This window comes from Streptomyces sp. NPDC102514 (genome assembly GCF_055584525.1).
In genome coordinates, this window is the sequence record NZ_JBVJLW010000040.1 from 20,015 (window position 1) to 40,116 (window position 20,102).

Sequence of the window (20,102 nt, forward strand, 5' to 3'; positions counted from 1 at the left end):
ATCGCCGTCGACAGTACCGAACCCGTGCCTCACGGCCCGGCCCGGCCGCGCTTCACGGCTCTCGCACAGCCGCGCGGGAGATCATGACCGCACAGTGAGGCGGCAGCGGAGCGGCACGGCGGATCCGTACGGAACAAAGGGCAGGTGGGCATGGCGGCAGCCAGGGGGCCGAGGTTCCCGTACGCACTGCTGGCGACCTGGGGCCTGACCAGACTGCTGCTGCTCCTCTTCGTCTTCAAGGTGTTCGTCTTCCCCGGTCCGGACGTCACGAGCGACGTCTCGGTGACCTACCAGAACTGGTACGAGATCCTGCGCACCGGCACCTTCCCGCTCGAAGACGTCACCTGGCAGTACCCGCCGGCCGCCGCGCTCGCGATCCTCTCCCCCGCTCTCCTGCCCTTCCTCGCCTATACGCAGGCGTTCTTCGTCCTCGCCTTCGCCGCGGACCTGATCGCCTTCGGTCTGCTCCTGTACGCGGCCCTGCGCCCGGACGGGCCGGCGCCGGTGTCGGTGCGTGGCGTCTGGGTGTGGGTGATCGGCGTCCCCCTGCTCGGGCCGACCGTGTACTCGCGCTACGACGTGATGGTGACCGCCGTCGCCGTGGCCGCGCTCCTCGCGGGCGTGCGGCACCCGAAGGTGATGGGTGTCCTCGCCGCGCTCGGCGCGATGCTGAAGGTGTGGCCGGTGCTGCTGCTCGTGGGTACGACCGGGCGCAAGGCCTGGGGCGCCGCGGCGGCCACCGCGGCGGCGATCGCGCTGGTGTTCGCCGTGTCGATGCCGGGCGCGTTCGCGTTCCTGACCTTCCAGCGCGACCGCGGGACCGAGGTCGAGTCGCTGGGCTCGCTGGTCTTCCACATCGCCCGGCACCACGGCTGGGAGGGCCAGGTCCTGCTCAACTACGGCTCGGTGGAATTCCTCGGCCCGTACGTCGACGTGGTGAGCACGGTGGCGCTGATGCTGACCGGGCTCGCCTTCGGCTGGCTGCTGCTGTGGCGGCTGTGCGCGACCCGGTTCCTGGTGCACACGGCCGCCGACGCCGCGTTCATGGCGGTCCTGCTGTTCACCACGACGAGCAGGGTCATCAGCCCGCAGTACCTGGTGTGGCTGGTCGGTCTGGCCGCCGTGTGCCTGGTCTTCCGCGGCAGCCGGATGGGGTGGCCGGCGGTGATGGTGCTGGTGGCGTGCCTCTTCACCGTCCTGGAGTTCCCGATCTTCTTCGCGGACGTCGTGGCGAGCACCGACCTCGGCATCGAACTGCTCCTGATCCGCAACGGCCTGCTGGTGGCCGCGACCGTCACCGCGGGTGTGCTCCTGTGGCGGGACACCGTGTCGTACGCGGACCCGGCCCCGTCGCCCGGCCGGGCGACGCCCGCCGACGAGGAATCACTGGCCTCCTGAGGCCGGCCTCCGGACAGCGACTCCCTGACACCGGCCTCCTGACCCCCGGCATTCACTACACACACAACTTCATCGCACCTAGATTTACCCCTATGCAACTGGATCTGAATCTGCTGACCGCGCTCGACGCCCTGCTGGAGGAGGGCAGCGTGACGGACGCCGCCGCCCGCCTGCATGTCTCCACTCCCGCGATGAGCCGCACCCTGGGCCGGATCCGCCGGGCCACCGGCGACGAGATCCTGGTGCGCACCGGCCGCACGATGACGCCCACGCCCCGCGCCCTCGCCCTGCGCGCGACCGTGCACGAGCTGGTCCAGCAGGCCCGTACGGTCCTGTCCCCCGACACGGAGGTCGACCTGGCGGCCCTGGAGCGGACCTTCATCCTGAAATGGCACGACGCCCTGGCCGCGGCGGCCGGCCCGCACCTGCTCCGCTCCCTGCACGCGGAGGCGCCCGGGGTCCGGCTGCGTTTCCTGGCGGAGGCCAGTACCGACACCCATGACCCGCGGCGGGGGGACATCGACCTCGAAGCCGGCGCGAGCGAGCCCTCCTCGCCCGAGATCCGTCACGAGGTCGTGGGCCACGACCGGCTGGTCCTGGCCCTGCGCCCCACCCACCCGCTGTGCGGCGGCGCGGACGGCGGCGACGGTCCGCTCGGCCTGGCGGAGTACGTGCGTGCCGAGCACATCACCGTCTCCCGCCGGGGACGGCTGCGCGACCCCATCGACGACGTACTGGAGGCCCGGGGCCTGAGCCGTCGGGTCGTGGCCGCCGCCCCGACCGCCGCCACGGCCCTGCAGTTCGTCCGCCACCACGACCTGGTCGCCGCGGTGCCCCGTCTGATCAGCCGCCCGCTGCTGGAGGGCCTGGGCCTGTGCGTCCGGCCGCTGCCGCTGCCCATGCCCGAGGTCCCCGTCCAGCTGGCCTGGCACCAGCGCTACGACAACGACCCCGCGCACACCTGGCTGCGCCGTCACGCCCATACCGCCCTGCACCACGCGTGCGCCGCTCCCGACGACGTGACCCCGGGCCCGTGACGGCCGCCGTCACCTCCTGAACCGGCCGCACCACGGCAGCTCAGCGGACGCGGCGGATCCGGATCGGACCGCGGGCCTTCGCCGGTTCGACGACCCGGCCGCCCTGCGTGATCTCCACCTCGCCGGCCTCGACGAGCCGCCCGGCCGCGCGGCGGGCGGGTTCCATGAGCGCGCGCCAGCCGTCGTCGTCGCCCGTGTACACCGCCCGCGCGGTGTCCGAGGGGCAGATCGTCGCGGTCGGGGCGCGGCGCTCCAGCAGTTCCAGGATGGCCCGCTCCAGGTGCCGATCGGTCCGCCGTCCGTTCTCCGTCACCCGGCCAGAGTCGCACCGGGCGCACCGCACGGCCATCGAGGCACGGCGGAACGCCCGGGAGACGGCCCCTCCCGCGCAGCGCGAGCCCACGTCACCCGAGCCAAGCCCCCGTCACACGAGCCGCTCCCGCAGATACGTCCGCCACAGCGCCGTGAATTCCTCCGGCGAGGTGTCCAGGACCTCCCGCAGCCCCGTCTCCACCGCCCCCGCCCGCTTCCCGTGCGCCCCCACGGCCCGGTAGAACTCCCCCAGCCGCACCTCGCCCCACCGCTCGGCGATCATCCGGCAGGCCAGCCACCCGCTCTCGTACGCCCGCGCCAGCTTCCCCGCGTCCCCGCCGAACCCGAAGTCCCCGTCCTTCGGCAGCGCGTGGGGCACACGTCCGTCGAGCACCGCGCGCGTCAGCTCGGGCGCGACCTGTGGCGCGGTGCGGCCGGTGCCCAGATAGCCGACCCAGTCCGCGTACCCCTCCGACAGCCACAGCGGGGTCGCCGCCGAGGTCGAGGCGCGGGTCGCGACATGGGTCGTCTCGTGCGTGAGCACGACCTGCCGCCCGAAGGACCCCAGCACCCCGTACGCGTCAGGGTTGACGATGATCCGGTCGGCGGGCGCCTTACCGGACCCGCCCGCCTCGCCCGTGGTGACCGCGGCGATCCCCCGGTACCCGGACGCGGGCGCCCCCAGCAGCTCCGCCATGCCCTCCAGCGACTCGGGTACGAGGACGACGACCTGCCCCGGCCATTTCTCGCCCCACGCCTCCCGTACGGCGGGCACCGCGCGGTCGGCCAGGCCCGCGTAACCGCGCAGCGTGCCCCGGGACTGCCCGACCCCCAGGACGAGGCTGTGCTCGCCGCGTACGGCCACCACGGCCCCCTGCTCCCACAGTTGCCGGCTCGCGTCGCCCGCGGGCCGGTCGCCACGCACGTACCAGCGGCCCCCGGCGCGCACGAGGCTCAGCGTGCGCGGGGTGACGACGGGCGCCCGGTCGTAGCCGTCGATGCGGTAGCGCAGCTCCGCGTCGGCCGTGGCGCGATCGCCCGAGCGGTGGAAGCCGGTCACGCGGTACGACCAGTCGGTCAGCGGGACCGCCCGCAGGTTCCTGAACTCCGTGCGCGCCCCGGCCCGTTCGCCGGCGGCCACCGAGCCGGGCGGTGCCGTCGCCACGAAGGCCTTCTCGCTGCCGTCGCGCACCGCCGCCGCCCGCCGGTCCAGCATCTGGCGGACCTCGGCGGACGCCGCGTCGGTCCCGGCGGAGCCGCCGCAGCCGACCAGACCCGTCAGCCCGGCCAGACCCGTCAGGCCCGCCAGCAACAGCCCCACGACCTTCTTCGGCGCACGTCCACGACCAGCCACGATTCTGATCGTACGGCGCGGGGTGCGACGGGTCAGGGGCGCGTCACGGCCGAGACGGGCATCATGCCCACCGGGTCGTAGCGCACCGCGGCGCCCGGGTAGGGCGCGTGGACCACCTGGCCGTTGCCCACGTACATGCCGACATGGCTGGCGTCGTCCCGGTAGGTGACGATGTCACCGGGCTGCGCCTGGGAGAGCGGCACCTGCCGCCCGGCGTGCGCCTGGGCCTGCGAGGTGCGCGGCAGACCGACACCGGCCTGCGCGTACGACCACTGGGTGAGGCCCGAACAGTCGAAGCCGGAGGGCCCGTTGGCGCCCCAGATGTACGGGCGGCCGACCGCGGAGCGGGCCGCGGCGACGGCGGTGGCGGCGCGGCCCGAGGACGGGACGGCACCGGTGAGGTCGGGGGCCCTGCCGGAGCGGGAGGTCCGGTCGTAGGCGGCGCGGTCGGCGTCCGGCATCGAGTTGAGCAGCTGCCGCGCCTTGGACAGCTTCCGCTCGACGGTGCGTTTGTGCCGGGCGACGGCCTCGCGGCTCCTGTCCAGTTCGTCGAGCTTGCTCGCCGTCTCCGCACGTTCCTGGGCGAGGTCACGCATGGCTGTCTGCAGTTCCTTGAGTTCCCCGGCCTGGCGGGCGGTGATCCGGTCGAGCGCGGCGGCCTTGTCCAGATACTCGTCGGGGTCGTCGGCGAACATCAGCGCCAGCGAGGGGTCGAGGCCGCCGGAGCGGTACTGGGCCCCGGCGAGCGAACCGAGCGCGTCCCGCATGGTGTTGATGCGCTCCTGCTGCCTGGCGATCCGGTCCTGCGCCCTGTCCACCTCGTCGTGCAGGAGATCGGCGCGCTCGTCGGCCTTGTTGTACGACTCGGTGGCGTGCTCCGCCTCCTCGTACAGGCGGTCCACGTCCGCGCGGTTGTCGTCCTTCGGTGCGGCGCCGGCCGGCAGGACGCCGAGGGCCGCGGCCGCGACGGTCAGTACGCACAGGGTGGCGCCTCGGGCGCCCCGGTCGAAGCCGGACGGTGCAAGGCGGCGATGGGACCCCACAGGAAGCCGCACTCCCTTCCGCTGACGGACCCCCGGAGTTGGGGGAAACGCCGCAGACAGTAGTCGCGCGACTACGCGGTGGCCAAAGACCCATACGTGTACACAACGCGACGCCCCGCCTCAGACGCAGGTCATGGGCGGGGCGTGGAGTCAGCGGGTGTCACCGGAATTCGCCCGTTCGGGCGGCGCGGCGACCGGCCTGCGGGAAGATCCCGAGGCGCTCGGATCAGACGCGGACACCGAACTGGAAGGAGCCGATGGTGCTCATCGACTCGAGCCGGACGACGGCGCCGGGCTTCGGCGCGTGCAGGACCACGCCGTTGCCGGCGTACAGGCCGACGTGCGCGAGGCTGTTGAAGAAGACGAGGTCGCCGGGCTTGAGCTCGCCGCGGCCGATCTTCACGCCGTCGTTCTGCTGCGTGTAGGTGGTCCGGGTTATGGACTGGCCGGCCTGGTTGTACGCCCACTGCGTCAGACCGGAGCAGTCGTACGAGTTGGGGCCGCTGCCACCGGACACGTACGGCTTGCCCATCTGGGTCTTCGCGGCGGCGAGGGCGGCGGCGCCGCGCTCGGAGGCGGGCACCTCGTTGCCGAGCTCGACGCGGTCCCCGGCGTCACGGCTGGCGCGCGTGTCGGCAGTCTTGATGGCCGCCTGCTCCGCGGCCGTGAGGGTGTTGAGGAGCTGGCGCGCCTTGGCGAGCTTCTCCTGGACTTCCTTCTTCTTCTTGCCCAGGGTCTTGCGGGTGTCGGACAGCTCCTTGAGCTTGCCGGCCGCTTCCTGCCGCTGCTGGGCGAGGACCCGCTGCTTGTCCTGGACCTTCTTCAGCGCCTCGACCTGCTGGGCGCTCAACTGGTCGATGGCGGACGCCTTGTCGAGGTAGTCGTCCGGGTCCGAGGAGAGGAACAGCTGCACGGAGGGGTCGACGGCGCCCGTGCGGTACTGGGAGCTGGCCATCAGACCGAGGCCGTCACGCATGGAGTTGAGATCGTCCTGGCCGCGGGCGACCTGGTCCTGGAGAGTGTCGATCTCCTTCTCCAGCTTCTCCTGCTTCTCCTCGGCGCCGTTGGCCCTGTCCGTGGCGAGCGCCGACTCTTCGTAGAGCTTGTCGACCTTGCTCTTGACCTCGTCCTTGCTGGGCTTCTCGCTGGGCGCGGCGTTGGCCGCCTGCGAGCTGAGGGCAACGGCAGCGGCGGCAGCAGTGGTGAGCACGGTCACACGGGTGCGGCTCGGCTGCTTCGGTCGACGGTGGGACGCCACGGAGGCGAGCTCCTTCATTACCTCAGCCGCCCACCGAAGACGCCGGTTGGCGGTGCCCCTCCACCGTCACTCCCAATGAGTGATCACCCGAGTGGAGGTTCGACGCCTGACCCTAGTGACCACCTGTGATCAGTTCAAATCCTCCCCGGAAAAATCTCGGTCACCGATCGCATTCTTTACAATCAACTCACGTGCAGTAACGCTCTCTTGACGCTACGTTGCGTGAAGGTTTCGCCAAGTCGGGCAAGACGACCATGCGTTGCTCTTGGTGCGTCAGAGACCTATGGGGCGTACGGGACAGAACGGCGACTGCGGCCCACCGAAGCCGCGAGGGTGCCCATCCGGGGCGGGTCTCAACCCCGCGAAAGGCGCTTGAGGAGCACCACGGAGGCCACCGGACGGGCACCCGCGCTCGCCACTCCGTCGGCCACCTCGCGGTCCGTGGAGACGACGATGACGGGCCGTCCCGGCGGTTCGGCGCGCACCAGCTGGCGGATCAGTTCGTCCGCGGTGACGCCCGGCTTGGAGAAGAGCACCCGCACCCCGCGCGGCGGAGCGAGCAGCACCGGGGCGGCCAGCTCGGCCCCGTCGAAGACACAGGTGACCTCGGCGCCGGTCTGCGCGGCGAGCTGCGAGAGCTGGCCGAGCAGCCGCAGCCGCTGCTTCTCCAGCGGCATCTGCGGATAGCCGGTCTTGGTGACGTTGTACCCGTCGACGACCAGATGGGCCTGCGGCAGCGCGAGCAGCTGGTCGAGGACGGCGGGATCGCTGTCGGACAGCGCACGGGCCGCGATGTCCTTCGGGGTCATCCGGCCCGGTTCGACCGCGTCCACGGTCTCAGCGGGCCGCACCGACACCGGTGGCAGGGCGAGTTCGCGCCGCAGCCCCTGGGTGGCTTCGAGCACGGTGTCCAGGAGCAGCCGTACGCGCATGTCCTCGACGCTGCGCCCCTCGCGCGCCGCACGGCGGGTGGCCTCCAGGGAGCCCTCGACCTCGCCGAGCCGCTGTTTCAGCCGCCGGCTCTCGCTCTCGGCGGCGGACACCTGGGCCTGTCCCTCGCCCCGCACGGCCTCCATCTCGCCGCGCAGCTTGCGCAGGGCCGCCTCGCCCCGTTTGACGTCGCTGAAGGCCCCGCGCAGCTTGCGGTGAAGCGATTCCGCTTCCTTCTTCGCCGCGTCGAGTTCGGTGCGCAGCCGCTCCGTCTCGGTCCGGGTCTGCCCGCGGGCCTCGGCCAGTTCCTCGCGCAGCCGCTCCAGTTCGGCGCGGCTCTCGTCGTCGGCGCGTTCGGCGTCCGCCCGCAGGGCCTCCTCGCCGGCGGCGGTCACCAGCTTGACCCAGCCCGTGGGGCGCAGCACATAGGCCGCGGCGGCCACGTCGAGCGGGTCCGCGGCCGGGGGCGGCGAGCCCGAGTCGAGAGCGCCGGCCAGCTCGGGCTGCGCGTCTCTGAGTTTCTCGGCGATGCGCTGTCTGAACAGCGGATCGGTCTCCATGGCCGCCGCCATCGCGGTCCCCGCGAACTTGGCACGGCGGTTGGGGGCGAACCGGGCGTACTGCCGCAGCTGGGTGGGCAGTTCGGCCACGGTCAGCCCGCCGAACCCGTCCGACACGATCTGTACGACCCTGCGGCGCACCCCGTCGGGCAGCGGACGGTCGAGCACCTCGGCGTCGCCGTCGTCCGGCTCACCGCCTGTGGTCTCCACCATCCTTCACCCCATCGTCCGTGCGGGGCCCGCTCCTGTCAGGAGCGGGCGCCCGGCCTGTCCACCAGTTCCACCTGATCCACCGCGTTGCACCACCGGCAGCGCACGGAGTCGATGGTCTCACTGACCACGTTGCGTTCCTCGACCTTGGGTTCCCCGGCCAGGTCCAGATGCACGTACTCGACGACCTTCGACGAACGGGTCACGTCGAATCGCGTGAGGTTGCCGCAGAGCGTGCAGCGCCACCGGGTCTCGGCCGTCGGGAGGGGAACCGTCATCGTGGCAGTCGCTCTCTTTCCTTGAGTCCTCGTGCCGCACCGGATTCCCCGGTGCGTGTGGCTCGTAACCCTACGGCCTGGCGGGTACTCGACGCCCGTCCACCGGGAGCGGCGAGGCGCTCTGTGCGGTTCGGTCCCGTTACGTCATGCTCTGTTCATGCTCGGCAACTGGGGTGCACCCGGCAACAGGACGGTCAGAACGGTCAGGGCGATGCGGAGCAACCCCGCTCCGGTGACCTACGGACTGATCGCGCTGTGCTGCGCGATCTTCGTGATCGGTCCGGCCTCGGGGCTCAGTCCCTCGTACGGCACCGGCGACGAGCTTCTTTCCGCGCAGCGGGCCTATTTCGAACAATGGGGCGTGGTGCCCGTCGAACTGTTCCAGGGAACGCTGCGGGCCCTCGGCACCCCGGCCACCGCGCTGTTCGTGCACGGCAGCTGGCTGCATCTGCTGGGGAACATGCTCTTCCTCTACGTCTTCGGGGCGATGGCCGAGGAGAGGATGGGCCATTTCGAGTTCGCCCTCTTCTACCTGGGCTGCGGCTATCTCGCCCTGCTGGGCTACGCGGGCGTCCACGCCGACTCGGCGCAGACCCTCGTCGGCGCGTCGGGGGCGATCTCCGCGGTCCTCGGCGCGTTTCTGTACCTGTTCCCCAAAGCCCGGGTGACCAGTCTCTTCCCGTTCCTCTTCTTCCTCCCGCTGCGGTTCCCCGCGTGGGTGGTGCTGCCGTTCTGGGTGTCCCTGCAGTGGCTGGCCGCGGGGCGCGCGTCGCAGGGCCCGGGGGTCGCCTATCTGGCGCACCTGCTGGGCTTCTCCGCCGGGTTCCTCTACGCGTGGGTGCGGTACGGGCGTCCGGCTAGAGTGAAATCCCCAGCGACGGCCACCGAGGGAGAAAACCAGCCGTGATCACCGCGATCGTGCTCATCAAGACCAGCGTGGACCGGATTCCCGAGATCGCCGAATCGATCGCGGCGCTGGACAGCGTCAGCGAGGTGTTCTCCGTGACCGGGACGTACGACTTGATCGCCATGGTCCGGGTGAAGGCCCATGACGATCTGGCGGACGTCATCCCCGGCATGATCAGCAAGATCCCGGGGGTCGAGGGCACGGACACGCATGTGGCGTTCCGGACGTACTCGCAGCACGACCTGGAGGCCGCGTTCGCCATCGGCGGCGACAACTAGGCCCGGTCAGGGGCGCGGGGAACTGCGCGAGCAACCCCCACGCACCCGCACGACACGTACGACCCGAGGCACCCCAGGGGCGCGGGGAACGGCGCAATCCTTCAGGGGCGCGGCCCGTCAGGCAGCCGGCACGCAGCGGCCGTTCTCCGTGCGGTAGGTCCAGCTGGCGCCGTTCGCGACGAGCTCCTTGACCGCTCCCACGAAACGCTCCACGTGCTCGTCGGGGGTGCCGACACCGAAGCTGACGCGGATGGCGTTCAGGGACTTCTCGCCCGGGGCGGCCTCGGGAGCACCGCACTCGCCCTGGGACTGCGGGTCGCTGCCGAGGAGCGTACGGACCAGCGGGTGGGCGCAGAAGAGGCCGTCGCGGACACCGATGCCGTACTCGGCGGAGAGCGCGGCGGCGAAGTGCGAGCTGTTCCAGCCCTCCACGACGAACGAGATGACGCCGACGCGCGGCGCGTCGTCACCGAAGAGCGAGAGCACCCGGACCTCGGGCACCTCGGCGAGGCCCTGCCGGACCCGGGCGACGAGCTGCTGCTCCCGGGCGACGAGCGTGTCGAAGCCCGCCTCGGTGAGGGCCTTGCAGGCGGAGGCGATGGAGTAGGCGCCGATGACGTTGGGCGACCCGGCCTCGTGCCGCGCGGCACTCTCGTGCCACTCGACGTCCACGCCGCCGTCCGTACGCCGTGACACCTTCTTCGAGGCACCCCCGCCGGCCAGGTACGGGTCGGCCTCGCGCAGCCAGTCGAAGCGTCCCGCGAGCACACCCGAGCCGAACGGCGCGTACAGCTTGTGCCCGGAGAAGGCGACCCAGTCCACGTCCAACTCCTGGACGGAGACGGGGTGGTGGGGCGCGAGCTGGGCCGCGTCGAGCACGATCCGGGCGCCGTGGGCGTGGGCGGCGGCGGCCAGTTCCCGTACGGGCCACAGCTCGCCGGTGACGTTCGAGGCACCCGTGACGCACACGAGCGCCGGACCGTACGGGTCGCGCCCGGCGAGGGCCCGCTCCAGCGTCGCGACGGCCTCGCCCGGGGTGCGCGGGGCGTTGAGGTAGGTGACGCGGACGTCCTGCCACGGCAGCAGCGAGGCGTGGTGCTCGGTCTCGAAGACGAAGACCTGGCAGTCGGCGGGCAGGGCGGCGGCGAGGAGGTTGAGCGAGTCGGTGGTGGACCGGGTGAAGACGACCTCGTCGTCCTCACGGCAGTCGAGGAACTCGCCCACGGTCCTGCGGGCGTTCTCGAACAGGTCCGTGGAGAGCTGCGACAGATAGCCGGCCCCGCGGTGCACGCTGCCGTAGTACGGGGCGTACGCGGCCACGTCGTCCCAGACCCGCTGGAGGGCGGGGGCGCTGGCGGCGTAGTCGAGAGCGGCGTAGGTGACCTCGCCACCGGTCACGAGCGGAACGGTGACGTCCCGGCCCAGCACGGGCAGGGACCCCGCGGTGTCGGTGTCACAGTGGGCGGTCCGGCCGGCGGCAGCGGTGGAGACAGACATGGCGAGCTCCTGTGAGAGGCAGGCGAAATCACCGTGCGAGCGGACAGGGCTCAGCACGGGAAAGGTGAAAGGGGTACGCGGAAGTGGGGCTCGGCGCCCTATCGCATTCGCTTGCTCATGAAAGGCTCCCTCGAACGACCAGGACCCCTGGTGCATCCGCCCTGACGGGCGGCGAGGGGTCCGCGCTTGCCGTAGACCTCACTGCCTACGACCTGGTCTTCACCCGGGGCACCCCGCCACGGACGGAGGGTTGCCGGACAGTCGGCCGGGGCCTGTTGACTGTCACTCATGACCTGCCAGCATCTTGCCACACGATCACCCCACCGCACCCCCACTGTCCGCATACCGGGACGCCCCGAGCACCGGTCACCCCCTGGGGGCTCCGCCCCCGACCCCCCGCTGCGCAGTTCCCCGCGCCCCTAGGTACCTAGGGGCGCGGGGAACTGCGCAATCGTCAGGGCCCGCCCCCACCAGAGCAAGGGGGGCATGGGGCCGTGGGGAAAAGCCGGGCGCAGCCCGCTTTTCAGGGGCGCGGGGAACTGCGCGACCAGCCCCCACCGGGGCCGCAGACGACAACGCGCCCACCGGCACCGCACACGCGAGCGGCTACGCGCGCGTCGCGGCCACCCACCGCTCCAGCGTCCGCAGAGCCGCCCCCGAATCGATGGCATCGGCCGCCACGGCCATCCCCGCCCGGATCTGCTCGGCGAGCGATCCCGGGCCAGGCGCAAGCGCCACCAGCGCCGCCGCCGAGTTGAGCAGCACGGCGTCCCGCACGGGCCCCCGCTCACCCCCCAGCAGCCGCCGGGCGACATCCGCGTTGTACGACGCGTCAGCCCCCCGCAACGCCTCCACGGGCACCAGCTCGATCCCCACGTCCCGCGGGTCGAACGCCTCCTCGCGCACCTTGCCGTCCCGGACGATCCAGACCCGGGACGTCGCCGTGGTGGTCAGCTCGTCGAGCCCGTCGTCGCCGCGGAAGACGAGCGAGGAGTTGCCGCGCTCGGCGAGGACGCCGGCCACGATGGGCGCCATGGGCGCGTGCGCGACCCCGACGGCCTGTGCCTTCACCCGGGCGGGATTGGTCAGCGGACCGAGGAAGTTGAAGGTCGTCCGGATCCCCAGCTGCCCACGCGCCGCGGCGACGTGCCGCAGCGCCGGATGGAACTTGACCGCGAAGCAGAAGGTGATCCCGGCCTCCTCGGCCACCTCGGCCACCCGCCGCGGAGTCAGCTCCAGGTTGACGCCGAGTTTTTCGAGGACGTCCGAGGCCCCGGACGCGGAGGACGCGGCGCGGTTGCCGTGCTTGACGACCTTGGCACCCGTACCCGCGATGACGACGGCCGACATCGTCGAGATGTTGACGGTCTTCGCCCCGTCCCCGCCGGTGCCGACGATGTCGACGGTGTCGCCGGGCACGTCGATCACATTGGCGTGCGCGTACATCGTGCGCACCATGCCGGAGATCTCGTCGACGGTCTCGCCCTTGGCCCGCAGGGCCACCGCGAACCCGGCGATCTGCGCGTCGGTCGCCTCGCCCCGCATGATCAGGTCCATCGCCCAGGCCGTGTCGTCGGCGCTCAGGTCGCGCCCGTCCAGGAGGCCGTTCAGGAGGGCGGGCCAGGAACGGCCCGCCGCGAAGTCGCCTCCAGCGGGGGTCACAGCACTCATCTGCCGCTCCTGGGTTCGTGTTCGTGGATGTGGGTCCACCCTATCCAGCCCCCGGGACGGCAAAGAGCCCCGTCCATGCAATGGACGGGGCTCCTGCCGTGGCGAACAGGTGGTGATCAGTGGTGGCCGTGGCCGCTCGTGATCTCCTTGTACTCCTCGGCGGTCGGCTTGGGGATCTGGCCGTCCTCGCCGTAGTAGGAGTTGCTGAGCTTGGCGCGGAGCTTCTGCGGGCCCTTCACCTTGCGCTCGACACCGTTCTCGTCGACCGTCGGGCCGATCTCGGCCGGCTGGTACTGCTCGTGCGCCGTGAGGGTGTGCATGGCCTCCTGGCTGAGCGGCTCGTGCACCTCGACGAACTCACCGTGCGGCAGGCGCTTGATGATGCCCGACTCGCGGCCGTGCAGCACCTTGTCCTTGTCCCGGCGCTGGAGGCCGAGGCAGATCCGCTTGGTGACGATGAACGCGAGCACCGGGGCGACGAAGAACGCGACCCGGACGAACCAGGTGATGGTGTTGATCGACAGGTGGAAGTGGGTGGCCCACAGGTCGTTGCCACCACCGACCAGCAGCACCATGTACAGGGTGATCCAGGCGACACCGAAGCCTGTACGTGTCGGCGCGTTGCGCGGACGGTCCAGGATGTGGTGCTCGCGCTGGTCGCCGGTGACCCACGCCTCGATGAACGGGTACACGGCGATCGCGACCAGGACCAGCGGGAAGATCATCAGCGGGATGAACACGCCCAGGGCGAGCGTGTGACCCCAGAAGTTGATCTCCCAGCCCGGCATGACACGGATCAGGCCCTCGGAGAAGCCCATGTACCAGTCGGGCTGGGCGCCCGTGGACACCTGGTCCGGCCGGTACGGTCCCAGGGCCCAGATCGGGTTGATGGACGCGACCGCGGCCAGCACGGCGATGAAACCGAAGACCAGGAAGAAGAAGCCTCCGGCCTTGGCCATGTAGACCGGCAGCAGCGGCATGCCGACGACGTTGTTGTTCGTCTTGCCGGGGCCCGCGAACTGGGTGTGCTTGTGGTAGAAGACCAGGATCAGGTGGGCGACCACCAGACCCAGCATGATGCCCGGCAGCAGCAGGATGTGGACCGAGTAGAAGCGGGCCACGAAGTCGCCGCCGGGGAACTCCCCGCCGAAGAGGAAGAACGACAGGTACGTGCCGACGACCGGCACGGCCAGGACCGCGCCCTCCATGAAGCGGACACCGGTTCCGGAGAGCAGGTCGTCCGGGAGCGAGTAACCGGTGAATCCGGTGAACATGCCCAGGACGAACAGCAGGAAGCCGAACAGCCAGTTGACCTCACGCGGCTTGCGGAACGCACCCGTGAAGAAGACGCGCATCATGTGCACGAACATGGCGGCCAGGAAGACGAGCGCCGCCCAGTGGTGGATCTGCCGGATGAGCAGACCGCCGCGGACGTCGAAGCTGATGTCCAGCGTGGAGGCGAACGCCTCCGACATCAGCTGTCCCTGGAGCGGGACATAGCTTCCGTGGTACTCGATCTCGTTCATCGAGGGGTGGAAGAACAGCGTCAGATACACACCCGTGAGGATGATGATCAGGAAGCTGTAGAGGCAGATCTCGCCCAGCATGAAGGACCAGTGGTCCGGGAAGATCTTGCGCATGTTGGCCTTGGCCAGGGAGTAGATCCCCAGCCGGCCGTCGGCCCAGTCGGCGATCTTCTCGCCGGCCGGCGCCTTCTCTCGCGAACGACCCGGCGCACCGGCGCCCGAGGGGTTCGGGGTGGTCGTAGTGCTCATCCGCGCTCCCAGAATGAAGGACCGACGGGCTCTTCGAAGTCGCCGTGCGCCTCAAGGTAGCCCTCGTCGTTCACACCGATACGCAACTGCGGCAGGGCGTGACCGGCCGGGCCGAAGATCACTCGGGCACCGTCGGCGAGGTCGAAGGTGGACTGGTGGCACGGGCAGAGGACGTGGTGCGTCTGCTGCTCGTACAGGGAGATCGGGCAACCGACGTGGGTGCAGATCTTCGAGTACGCCACGATGCCCTCGTGGGACCACTCAAGCTCCTGCTTGTCCTTGATGTTCTCCGGCTGGAGCCGGACGATCATCAGGGCCGCCTTGGCGATCTCGGTCTGGAACTCGTGGTCCTCCTCCTCCAGGCCCTCGGGCTTGGCGAAGGTGAGCGAACCCACGGCGACGTCGGAGGGACGCAGCGGCTCGTTCGTGTTCATGTTGACGAGCAGCTTGCCCTTGGACCACAGCGTGTGCCGCAGCTTGTCCTCCGGCAGCGGACCGAGGTCGCGCAACAGGACGATGCCGGACAGCGGGAACAGGGTCAGCGCGCCGAACATCGTGTTGCGGATGAGCTTGCGGCGGCCGAGCGCGGATTCCTTGGCGCCCTGCTTGAAGTCGGCCAGCACCTTGGCCTTGACCTCGGGCTCCGCCGCGATCGGGTGGCGCTCGTCGGCCATCTCCTCGTCGGACATCAGGGTGCGGGCCCAGTGGACCGCGCCCGCGCCGATGCAGAACAGCGCCAGGCCGAGCGTCATGCCCAGGGCGAAGTTCAGACCGCTGATGTGACCGATCGGGAAGATGTAGACGATCCGGTCGGCCGGGATCGTCACGAAGGACGCGATGAAGCCGACCGTGGACAGCATCGAGAGCGTGAACAGCAGGGCGACCGTGCGCTCGGACCGCTTGGCGGCCCGCTCGTCGATGTCCTGGATGCGGTGCTCGTGCGGCGGCAGACCGGGATCCGCGAACGGATGCTTCTCGTCCGGCACGCTCACGTCGCCGTGGGCGTGCTCACCGTCGGCCCGCTCTGCGGGCAGGTTCTCTTCTGGAATGTCTTGGCTACTCATGACTTCTTGGCCTTTGCGGTCCGGGCGGCGACCCACACGGCTACGGCGATCAGACCGCCGAGACCGAAGATCCAGCCGAAGAGGCCTTCACTGACCGGCCCGAGGCCGCCCAGCTCCAGACCACCGGGGCTCTCCGAGTCGTCGCTGTTGACCGCGTCGAGGTACGCGATGATGTCCTTCTTGTTCTTCTCCGTCAGCGTGGTGTCGGGGAAGGACGGCATGTTCTGCGGGCCGGTCTGCATGGCCTCGTAGAGGTGCTTCGGGTCGACATCCTCCAGCGTCGGGGCGAACTTTCCGTTCGTCAACGCGCCGCCCTTGCCGGTGAAGTTGTGGCACTGCGCGCAGTTGGTACGGAACAGCTCCCCGCCCTCGGCGATGTCCGCGCCCTCGGGGTTGTACTGCTCCTCGGTCGGCACGTTCGGACCGGCGCCCAGCGAGGCGACGAACGCCGCGAGCTGGTCGATCTCCGCCTGCGAGTAGATGACCTTCTTCTTCGGAACCTGCGCGCCCGGCTGCTGGGCGGGCATGCGGCCGGTGCCGACCTGGAAGTCCACGGCCGCGGCACCCACGCCGACCAGGCTGGGACCGTCGGTCGAGCCCTCACCGCCGGTGCCGTGGCAGCTGGCGCAGCCGACGGCGTAGAGCTTCTTGCCCTCGTCGATGGCGAGGGACTGGGCGGATGTATCGGCCTGTGCCTTGTCCGCGGGCGCGAACGCGGTGTACAGCCCCCCGGTGGCCGCCAGCGCGAGGAGTAGGACGACGACCGCCGCCAACGGATGGCGTCGTCGTGCGGAGAGCTTTTTCACGGATTACCCCGGTGTCAGGATCTTCAGCGTCGATGCTTCTGGAATGTACGCGGGAACTGGCCCGGCTACTTGATCATGTAGATCGTGGCGAAAAGGCCGATCCAGACGACATCGACGAAGTGCCAGTAGTAGGACACGACGATGGCGGCGGTCGCCTGCTCGTGCGTGAACCTGCGGGCGGCGTAGGTGCGCCCGAGGACCAGCAGGAAGGCGATGAGACCACCCGTCACGTGCAGGCCGTGGAAGCCGGTGGTCAGGTAGAACACCGAGCCGTACGGGTCGGACGAGAGCGAGAGGCCCTCGTGCTTGACCAGCTCGGTGTACTCGTACACCTGGCCGCCGATGAAGATCGCACCCATCACGAAGGTGACGATGAACCACATCCGGAGCTTCTTCACGTCTCCACGTTCGGCCGCGAACACGCCGAGCTGGCAAGTGAGAGAGGAGAGCACCAGGATCGTGGTGTTGGTCGCCGAGAACGGGAAGTTCAGGGCGGACGCCATTTCCTTCCAGTGGTCGGGACCGGTCACCGATCGGAGGGTGAAGTACATCGCGAAGAGGGCCGCGAAGAACATCAGCTCGGAACTCAGCCAGATGATGGTTCCGACGCTGGTGAGGTTCGGCCGATTGACCGACGGGTGCGCGTGCCCGGTATCTACTGTCGTTGCTGTCGCCACGACCGACATTATGTCGGTCGCTTATCCCGCCCTCACCTTGGGGGGTGCCGTTCGGGGTGTCTGTGGGGTGTGTCCAGCCCATATGGCCCATCGAAGCCCTGTCCGAACCGGTGTTGACGACGTGATCGAGGGAGTAGCATCCGCGCATCGGACCCGTCCGACTCTGTCTCTACGACGCTGACGTCCCGGAGGAAGAATGCAGCCGACCGCAACGGTGCTGGTCTACAGCGACGACTCCAACACCCGCGAACAGGTGCGGCTCGCCACGGGGCGCAGGCCCGCGACCGATGTCCCCCAGGTGGAGTTCATCGAGTGCGCCACCCCCGCGGCGGTGATCAAGGAACTGGACCGCGGCGGGATCGACGTGTGCGTGCTGGACGGTGAGGCCGTTCCCGCGGGCGGGATGGGGATCTGCCGGCAGATCAAGGACGAGATCTTCAACTGTCCTCCGGTGCTGTTGCTGATCGGACGGCCGCAGGACGCTTGGCTCGCCACGTGGAGTCGGGCCGAGGCCGCGGTGACCTTGCCGGTCGAGCCTGTGGAGTTTGCGGCTGCCCTGGCGGGGCTGCTCCGCAGTAGGGCCGCCTTGAGCGCGTAGGCGCCGTCCTGGATGGCGTGGTGGGGCGACTGCGGGTCCGCTGTGGCTGGTCGCGCAGTTCCCCGCGCCCCTGAGGGCGGGCCCCTGCGGGGCCGCCCTATGCCGGTTCCGGGGTGAGTCTCAGGCGGGACTCGGGGGGTGGGCCCTCCGGGGTGTTGGGGGTCAGGGCGCTGCCCTTGCGCCAGTTCTTCCAGGTGAGGTTCCAGTCCCCGAAGCCGTTGCCGAACGGGTCCATCATGTCCCCGTACGAGTTGACGACCTTGACGATGTCGCCGGCGCGGACCGTCTCGAAGAACCACTCTGCGTTCGCCGTGCTCATGCCGGTGCAGCCGTGGCTGACGTTGGCGGCCCCCTGGGAGCCGGCGGACCAGGGCGCGGCGTGCACGTACTCGCCGCTCCAGGTGACCCTGGTGGCGTAGTAGACGGGCAGGTCGTAGGAGTCCGAGCTGCCCTCGGCGATACCGATGCTGGTGCCGCGCATCCGTACGAAGTACTCCTTGCCCAGCACCACTTTGACGCCGTTGCGGGTGTCGAAGCCGGGCTTGCCGGTGGTGACCGGGATCGTGTTGATCGCCTCACCGTTGCGGTAGACCGTCATCGAGTGCGCCGCGGCGTCCGTCACGGCCTCCAGGCGGTCGCCCGTGGTGAGCGTCAGGGGCTTGGCCACGCCGCCCCAGAGGCGCTCGGCCACCTTGATGCCCGCGAGGTTGCTGTGGGCCCGCACAGTGGCGTGGGCGGGCCAGTACTCCTTGGGCCGGTAGTGCAGTTCCTTGTCGTCCACCCAGTGCCAGGCACCCTCGACCGCGGGCTGCGACTGCACCTTGAGGGCGCGCTCGACGACCGCGCGCGCCGCCCTGCCCTTGACCGGGACGCTGAGTTCGGCGGTGACGGGCTGGCCCACGCCGTACGTGCCCTTGTCGGGACCGAACGTCACGTCGAGCCGCTTCTTGGTCTTCGGGACGCTGGTCTCGAAGGCGACGACCTTGCGCCCGGGCGCGCCGTCGTCGTCCTCGGTGCTCACCCGCACCGTGTAGTGGGCGCCTGCGGCCAGCGGCGAGGTGCTGTGCCACCGGCCTCCGTCGGCGGTCAGTTCGCCCGCCACGTACCGCCCTGCGGCGTCCGTGGCCGTCACGTCGGTGATCCGGCCGCCGGAGTCCTTGGCGGTGATCTCCAGGGGCTTGTCCGGGTCGGCCTTCTTCCCGTCGCTCACGGCGGCGCTGAAGGAGAGGTCCTTGGCCGCGTCGTACGGCTCGGCCGAGAGCGGATGGCCGCCGGAGCCGCAGGCGGTGACGCCCGCGCCTATGGCGACCATCAGCGCCGTGCAGCCGGCGGCGATGCGGTTCCGCGGACGCGCCGGGCCGGCTTCGGCGCTCCTGGAGGAAGCTGAGTGGCTCATGTCCCGAGCGTAGGAACCGCGGTCCGTCACGGCTCGCCCATTGAGCCGTGCGAGGGACGGAACGCGTGGCAAAAGGGGGAAGCCCGGACCTCCTGACGGGGTGTCCGGGCTTCCGTGCGCTCAGCGCGTGTTACTGATTCTGGTTCTCTCCGCGGTAGTACTCGAAGACCCAGCCCCACAGGCCGATCATGATGATCGGGGCCGAGAAGAAGAGCAGCCACCAGCCGAAGACGACGCCCAGGAAGGCGAGCGCGCCGCCGATACCGAGCGAGAGCGGCTGCCAGCTGTGCGGGCTGAAGAAACCGACCTCACCGGCGTCGTCCGCGACGTCGGCCTCCTTGTTGTCCTGTGCGCCCGTGTCGACCCGCCGGGCCGTGAACCACAGGTAGTAGCCGATCATGACGCTCAGGCCGAAGCCCAGGAAGAGCGCCGTGGTGCCGGCCGGCTCCTTCGACCACACGCCATAGACGATCGCCATGACGAGGATGAAGACGGCGAGCCAGATGAACATCTTGCCCTGGACCTTCACTTGCCCGCCTCCTTGCCGCCGGCGAGGGCCTTCTCACCGTGACCGGCGTTCTCAAGCTGGTCGAGAGCGGCGATCTCGGGGTGGTGCAGATCGAACGCCGGGGATTCGGAACGGATCCGCGGCAGGGTGAGGAAGTTGTGCCGCGGCGGCGGGCAGGACGTGGCCCACTCCAGCGAGCGGCCGTACCCCCACGGGTCGTCGACCTCGATCTTCTTGCCGTACTTGGCCGTCTTCCAGACGTTGTAGAAGAACGGCAGGATCGACAGACCCAGGACGAACGAGCTGATCGTCGAGATCGTGTTCAGCGCGGTGAAGCCGTCGGCCGCGAGGTAGTCCGCGTAACGACGCGGCATGCCCTCGGCGCCCAGCCAGTGCTGGACGAGGAACGTTCCGTGGAAGCCGATGAACAGCGTCCAGAACGTGATTTTCCCGAGGCGTTCGTCGAGCATCTTGCCGGTGAACTTCGGCCACCAGAAGTGGAAGCCGGAGAACATCGCGAACACGACCGTGCCGAACACCACGTA

The 20,102-nt window shown here is 70.1% G+C and carries 20 protein-coding genes and 1 riboswitch; of the genes, 5 read left to right on the top strand and 15 right to left on the bottom strand.

Annotated elements, in window-relative coordinates:
- Window positions 1-150: 150 nt before the first annotated feature.
- A complete protein-coding gene (locus tag ACZ60E_RS44890; RefSeq protein ID WP_469448126.1) occupies window positions 151-1,398 on the top strand; it encodes a glycosyltransferase 87 family protein in 1,248 nt (415 codons plus the stop codon).
- Between the two features lie 92 nt (window positions 1,399-1,490).
- Window positions 1,491-2,435 carry a LysR family transcriptional regulator gene (locus ACZ60E_RS44895; protein ID WP_469448127.1) on the top strand — a complete coding sequence of 315 codons (945 nt, stop codon included), beginning with the start codon at window positions 1,491-1,493 and terminating at the stop codon, window positions 2,433-2,435.
- 40 nt (window positions 2,436-2,475) lie between these two features.
- On the opposite strand, the gene ACZ60E_RS44900 is transcribed toward ACZ60E_RS44895, so the two are convergent.
- From ACZ60E_RS44900 to ACZ60E_RS44925, 6 genes are all read right to left on the bottom strand, one after another.
- Complete coding sequence (locus ACZ60E_RS44900) at window positions 2,476-2,748, bottom strand: DUF3253 domain-containing protein (protein ID WP_469448128.1); 273 nt, start codon at window positions 2,746-2,748, stop codon at window positions 2,476-2,478.
- 111 nt (window positions 2,749-2,859) lie between these two features.
- Window positions 2,860-4,101, bottom strand: coding sequence for a hypothetical protein (locus ACZ60E_RS44905; protein ID WP_469448129.1), 1,242 nt, complete (start codon window positions 4,099-4,101; stop codon window positions 2,860-2,862).
- Window positions 4,102-4,133: 32 nt separating this feature from the next.
- A complete protein-coding gene (locus ACZ60E_RS44910) occupies window positions 4,134-5,144 on the bottom strand; it encodes a C40 family peptidase (protein ID WP_469448130.1) in 1,011 nt (336 codons plus the stop codon).
- Between the two features lie 226 nt (window positions 5,145-5,370).
- Window positions 5,371-6,402, bottom strand: coding sequence for a C40 family peptidase (locus ACZ60E_RS44915; protein WP_384809408.1), 1,032 nt, complete (start codon window positions 6,400-6,402; stop codon window positions 5,371-5,373).
- A gap of 353 nt (window positions 6,403-6,755) precedes the next feature.
- The gene (locus tag ACZ60E_RS44920; RefSeq protein ID WP_453795589.1) at window positions 6,756-8,105 is read right to left on the bottom strand and encodes an NYN domain-containing protein; all 1,350 of its coding nucleotides are present in this window, start codon (window positions 8,103-8,105) and stop codon (window positions 6,756-6,758) included.
- A 35-nt stretch (window positions 8,106-8,140) separates the two neighbouring features.
- On the bottom strand, window positions 8,141-8,380 hold the full coding sequence (locus tag ACZ60E_RS44925; RefSeq protein WP_107017438.1) for a hypothetical protein: 240 nt from the start codon (window positions 8,378-8,380) through the stop codon (window positions 8,141-8,143).
- Between the two features lie 157 nt (window positions 8,381-8,537).
- On the opposite strand from ACZ60E_RS44925, the gene ACZ60E_RS44930 reads away from it, so the two are divergent.
- Window positions 8,538-9,287 carry a rhomboid family intramembrane serine protease gene (locus ACZ60E_RS44930; RefSeq protein WP_385838777.1) on the top strand — a complete coding sequence of 250 codons (750 nt, stop codon included), beginning with the start codon at window positions 8,538-8,540 and terminating at the stop codon, window positions 9,285-9,287.
- Window positions 9,284-9,565 carry an Lrp/AsnC family transcriptional regulator gene (locus ACZ60E_RS44935; RefSeq protein WP_107017436.1) on the top strand — a complete coding sequence of 94 codons (282 nt, stop codon included), beginning with the start codon at window positions 9,284-9,286 and terminating at the stop codon, window positions 9,563-9,565. Before ACZ60E_RS44930 ends, ACZ60E_RS44935 begins: the two co-directional genes overlap by 4 nt.
- A gap of 117 nt (window positions 9,566-9,682) precedes the next feature.
- Here ACZ60E_RS44935 and ACZ60E_RS44940 read toward each other — a convergent pair whose 3' ends face one another.
- From ACZ60E_RS44940 to ctaE, 6 genes are all read right to left on the bottom strand, one after another.
- Window positions 9,683-11,062 carry an aminotransferase class V-fold PLP-dependent enzyme gene (locus ACZ60E_RS44940; protein ID WP_469448131.1) on the bottom strand — a complete coding sequence of 460 codons (1,380 nt, stop codon included), beginning with the start codon at window positions 11,060-11,062 and terminating at the stop codon, window positions 9,683-9,685.
- A gap of 177 nt (window positions 11,063-11,239) precedes the next feature.
- A riboswitch (SAM riboswitch) is annotated at window positions 11,240-11,356 on the bottom strand.
- 312 nt (window positions 11,357-11,668) lie between these two features.
- On the bottom strand, window positions 11,669-12,733 hold the full coding sequence (gene trpD, locus ACZ60E_RS44945) for an anthranilate phosphoribosyltransferase (RefSeq protein WP_384816465.1): 1,065 nt from the start codon (window positions 12,731-12,733) through the stop codon (window positions 11,669-11,671).
- Between the two features lie 116 nt (window positions 12,734-12,849).
- Window positions 12,850-14,508 (bottom strand): cytochrome bc1 complex cytochrome b subunit, encoded by a 1,659-nt coding sequence (gene qcrB / locus ACZ60E_RS44950; protein ID WP_384816463.1) that lies wholly within the window; start codon window positions 14,506-14,508, stop codon window positions 12,850-12,852.
- Window positions 14,505-15,572 carry a cytochrome bc1 complex Rieske iron-sulfur subunit gene (qcrA, locus tag ACZ60E_RS44955; protein WP_384816460.1) on the bottom strand — a complete coding sequence of 356 codons (1,068 nt, stop codon included), beginning with the start codon at window positions 15,570-15,572 and terminating at the stop codon, window positions 14,505-14,507. Before qcrA ends, qcrB begins: the two co-directional genes overlap by 4 nt.
- Window positions 15,569-16,378, bottom strand: coding sequence for a cytochrome bc1 complex diheme cytochrome c subunit (gene qcrC, locus ACZ60E_RS44960; RefSeq protein WP_107017431.1), 810 nt, complete (start codon window positions 16,376-16,378; stop codon window positions 15,569-15,571). Before qcrC ends, qcrA begins: the two co-directional genes overlap by 4 nt.
- Window positions 16,379-16,443: 65 nt before the next feature.
- Complete coding sequence (gene ctaE, locus ACZ60E_RS44965; protein WP_107017430.1) at window positions 16,444-17,064, bottom strand: aa3-type cytochrome oxidase subunit III; 621 nt, start codon at window positions 17,062-17,064, stop codon at window positions 16,444-16,446.
- A gap of 187 nt (window positions 17,065-17,251) precedes the next feature.
- Between ctaE and ACZ60E_RS44970 the strand changes: the two genes are divergently transcribed.
- Window positions 17,252-17,653: a hypothetical protein gene (locus ACZ60E_RS44970; RefSeq protein WP_385839063.1), complete on the top strand. Its 402-nt coding sequence runs from the start codon at window positions 17,252-17,254 to the stop codon at window positions 17,651-17,653.
- Between the two features lie 97 nt (window positions 17,654-17,750).
- Here ACZ60E_RS44970 and ACZ60E_RS44975 read toward each other — a convergent pair whose 3' ends face one another.
- The 3 genes from ACZ60E_RS44975 to ACZ60E_RS44985 all read right to left on the bottom strand — a co-directional run.
- On the bottom strand, window positions 17,751-19,049 hold the full coding sequence (locus ACZ60E_RS44975; RefSeq protein ID WP_469448132.1) for a L,D-transpeptidase: 1,299 nt from the start codon (window positions 19,047-19,049) through the stop codon (window positions 17,751-17,753).
- Window positions 19,050-19,179: 130 nt separating this feature from the next.
- Window positions 19,180-19,578: a cytochrome c oxidase subunit 4 gene (locus tag ACZ60E_RS44980; RefSeq protein WP_328496823.1), complete on the bottom strand. Its 399-nt coding sequence runs from the start codon at window positions 19,576-19,578 to the stop codon at window positions 19,180-19,182.
- A partial coding sequence (locus ACZ60E_RS44985) for a cbb3-type cytochrome c oxidase subunit I (RefSeq protein ID WP_469448133.1) occupies window positions 19,575-20,102 on the bottom strand: 528 nt, incomplete at its 5' end. The genes ACZ60E_RS44980 and ACZ60E_RS44985, both read right to left, overlap by 4 nt.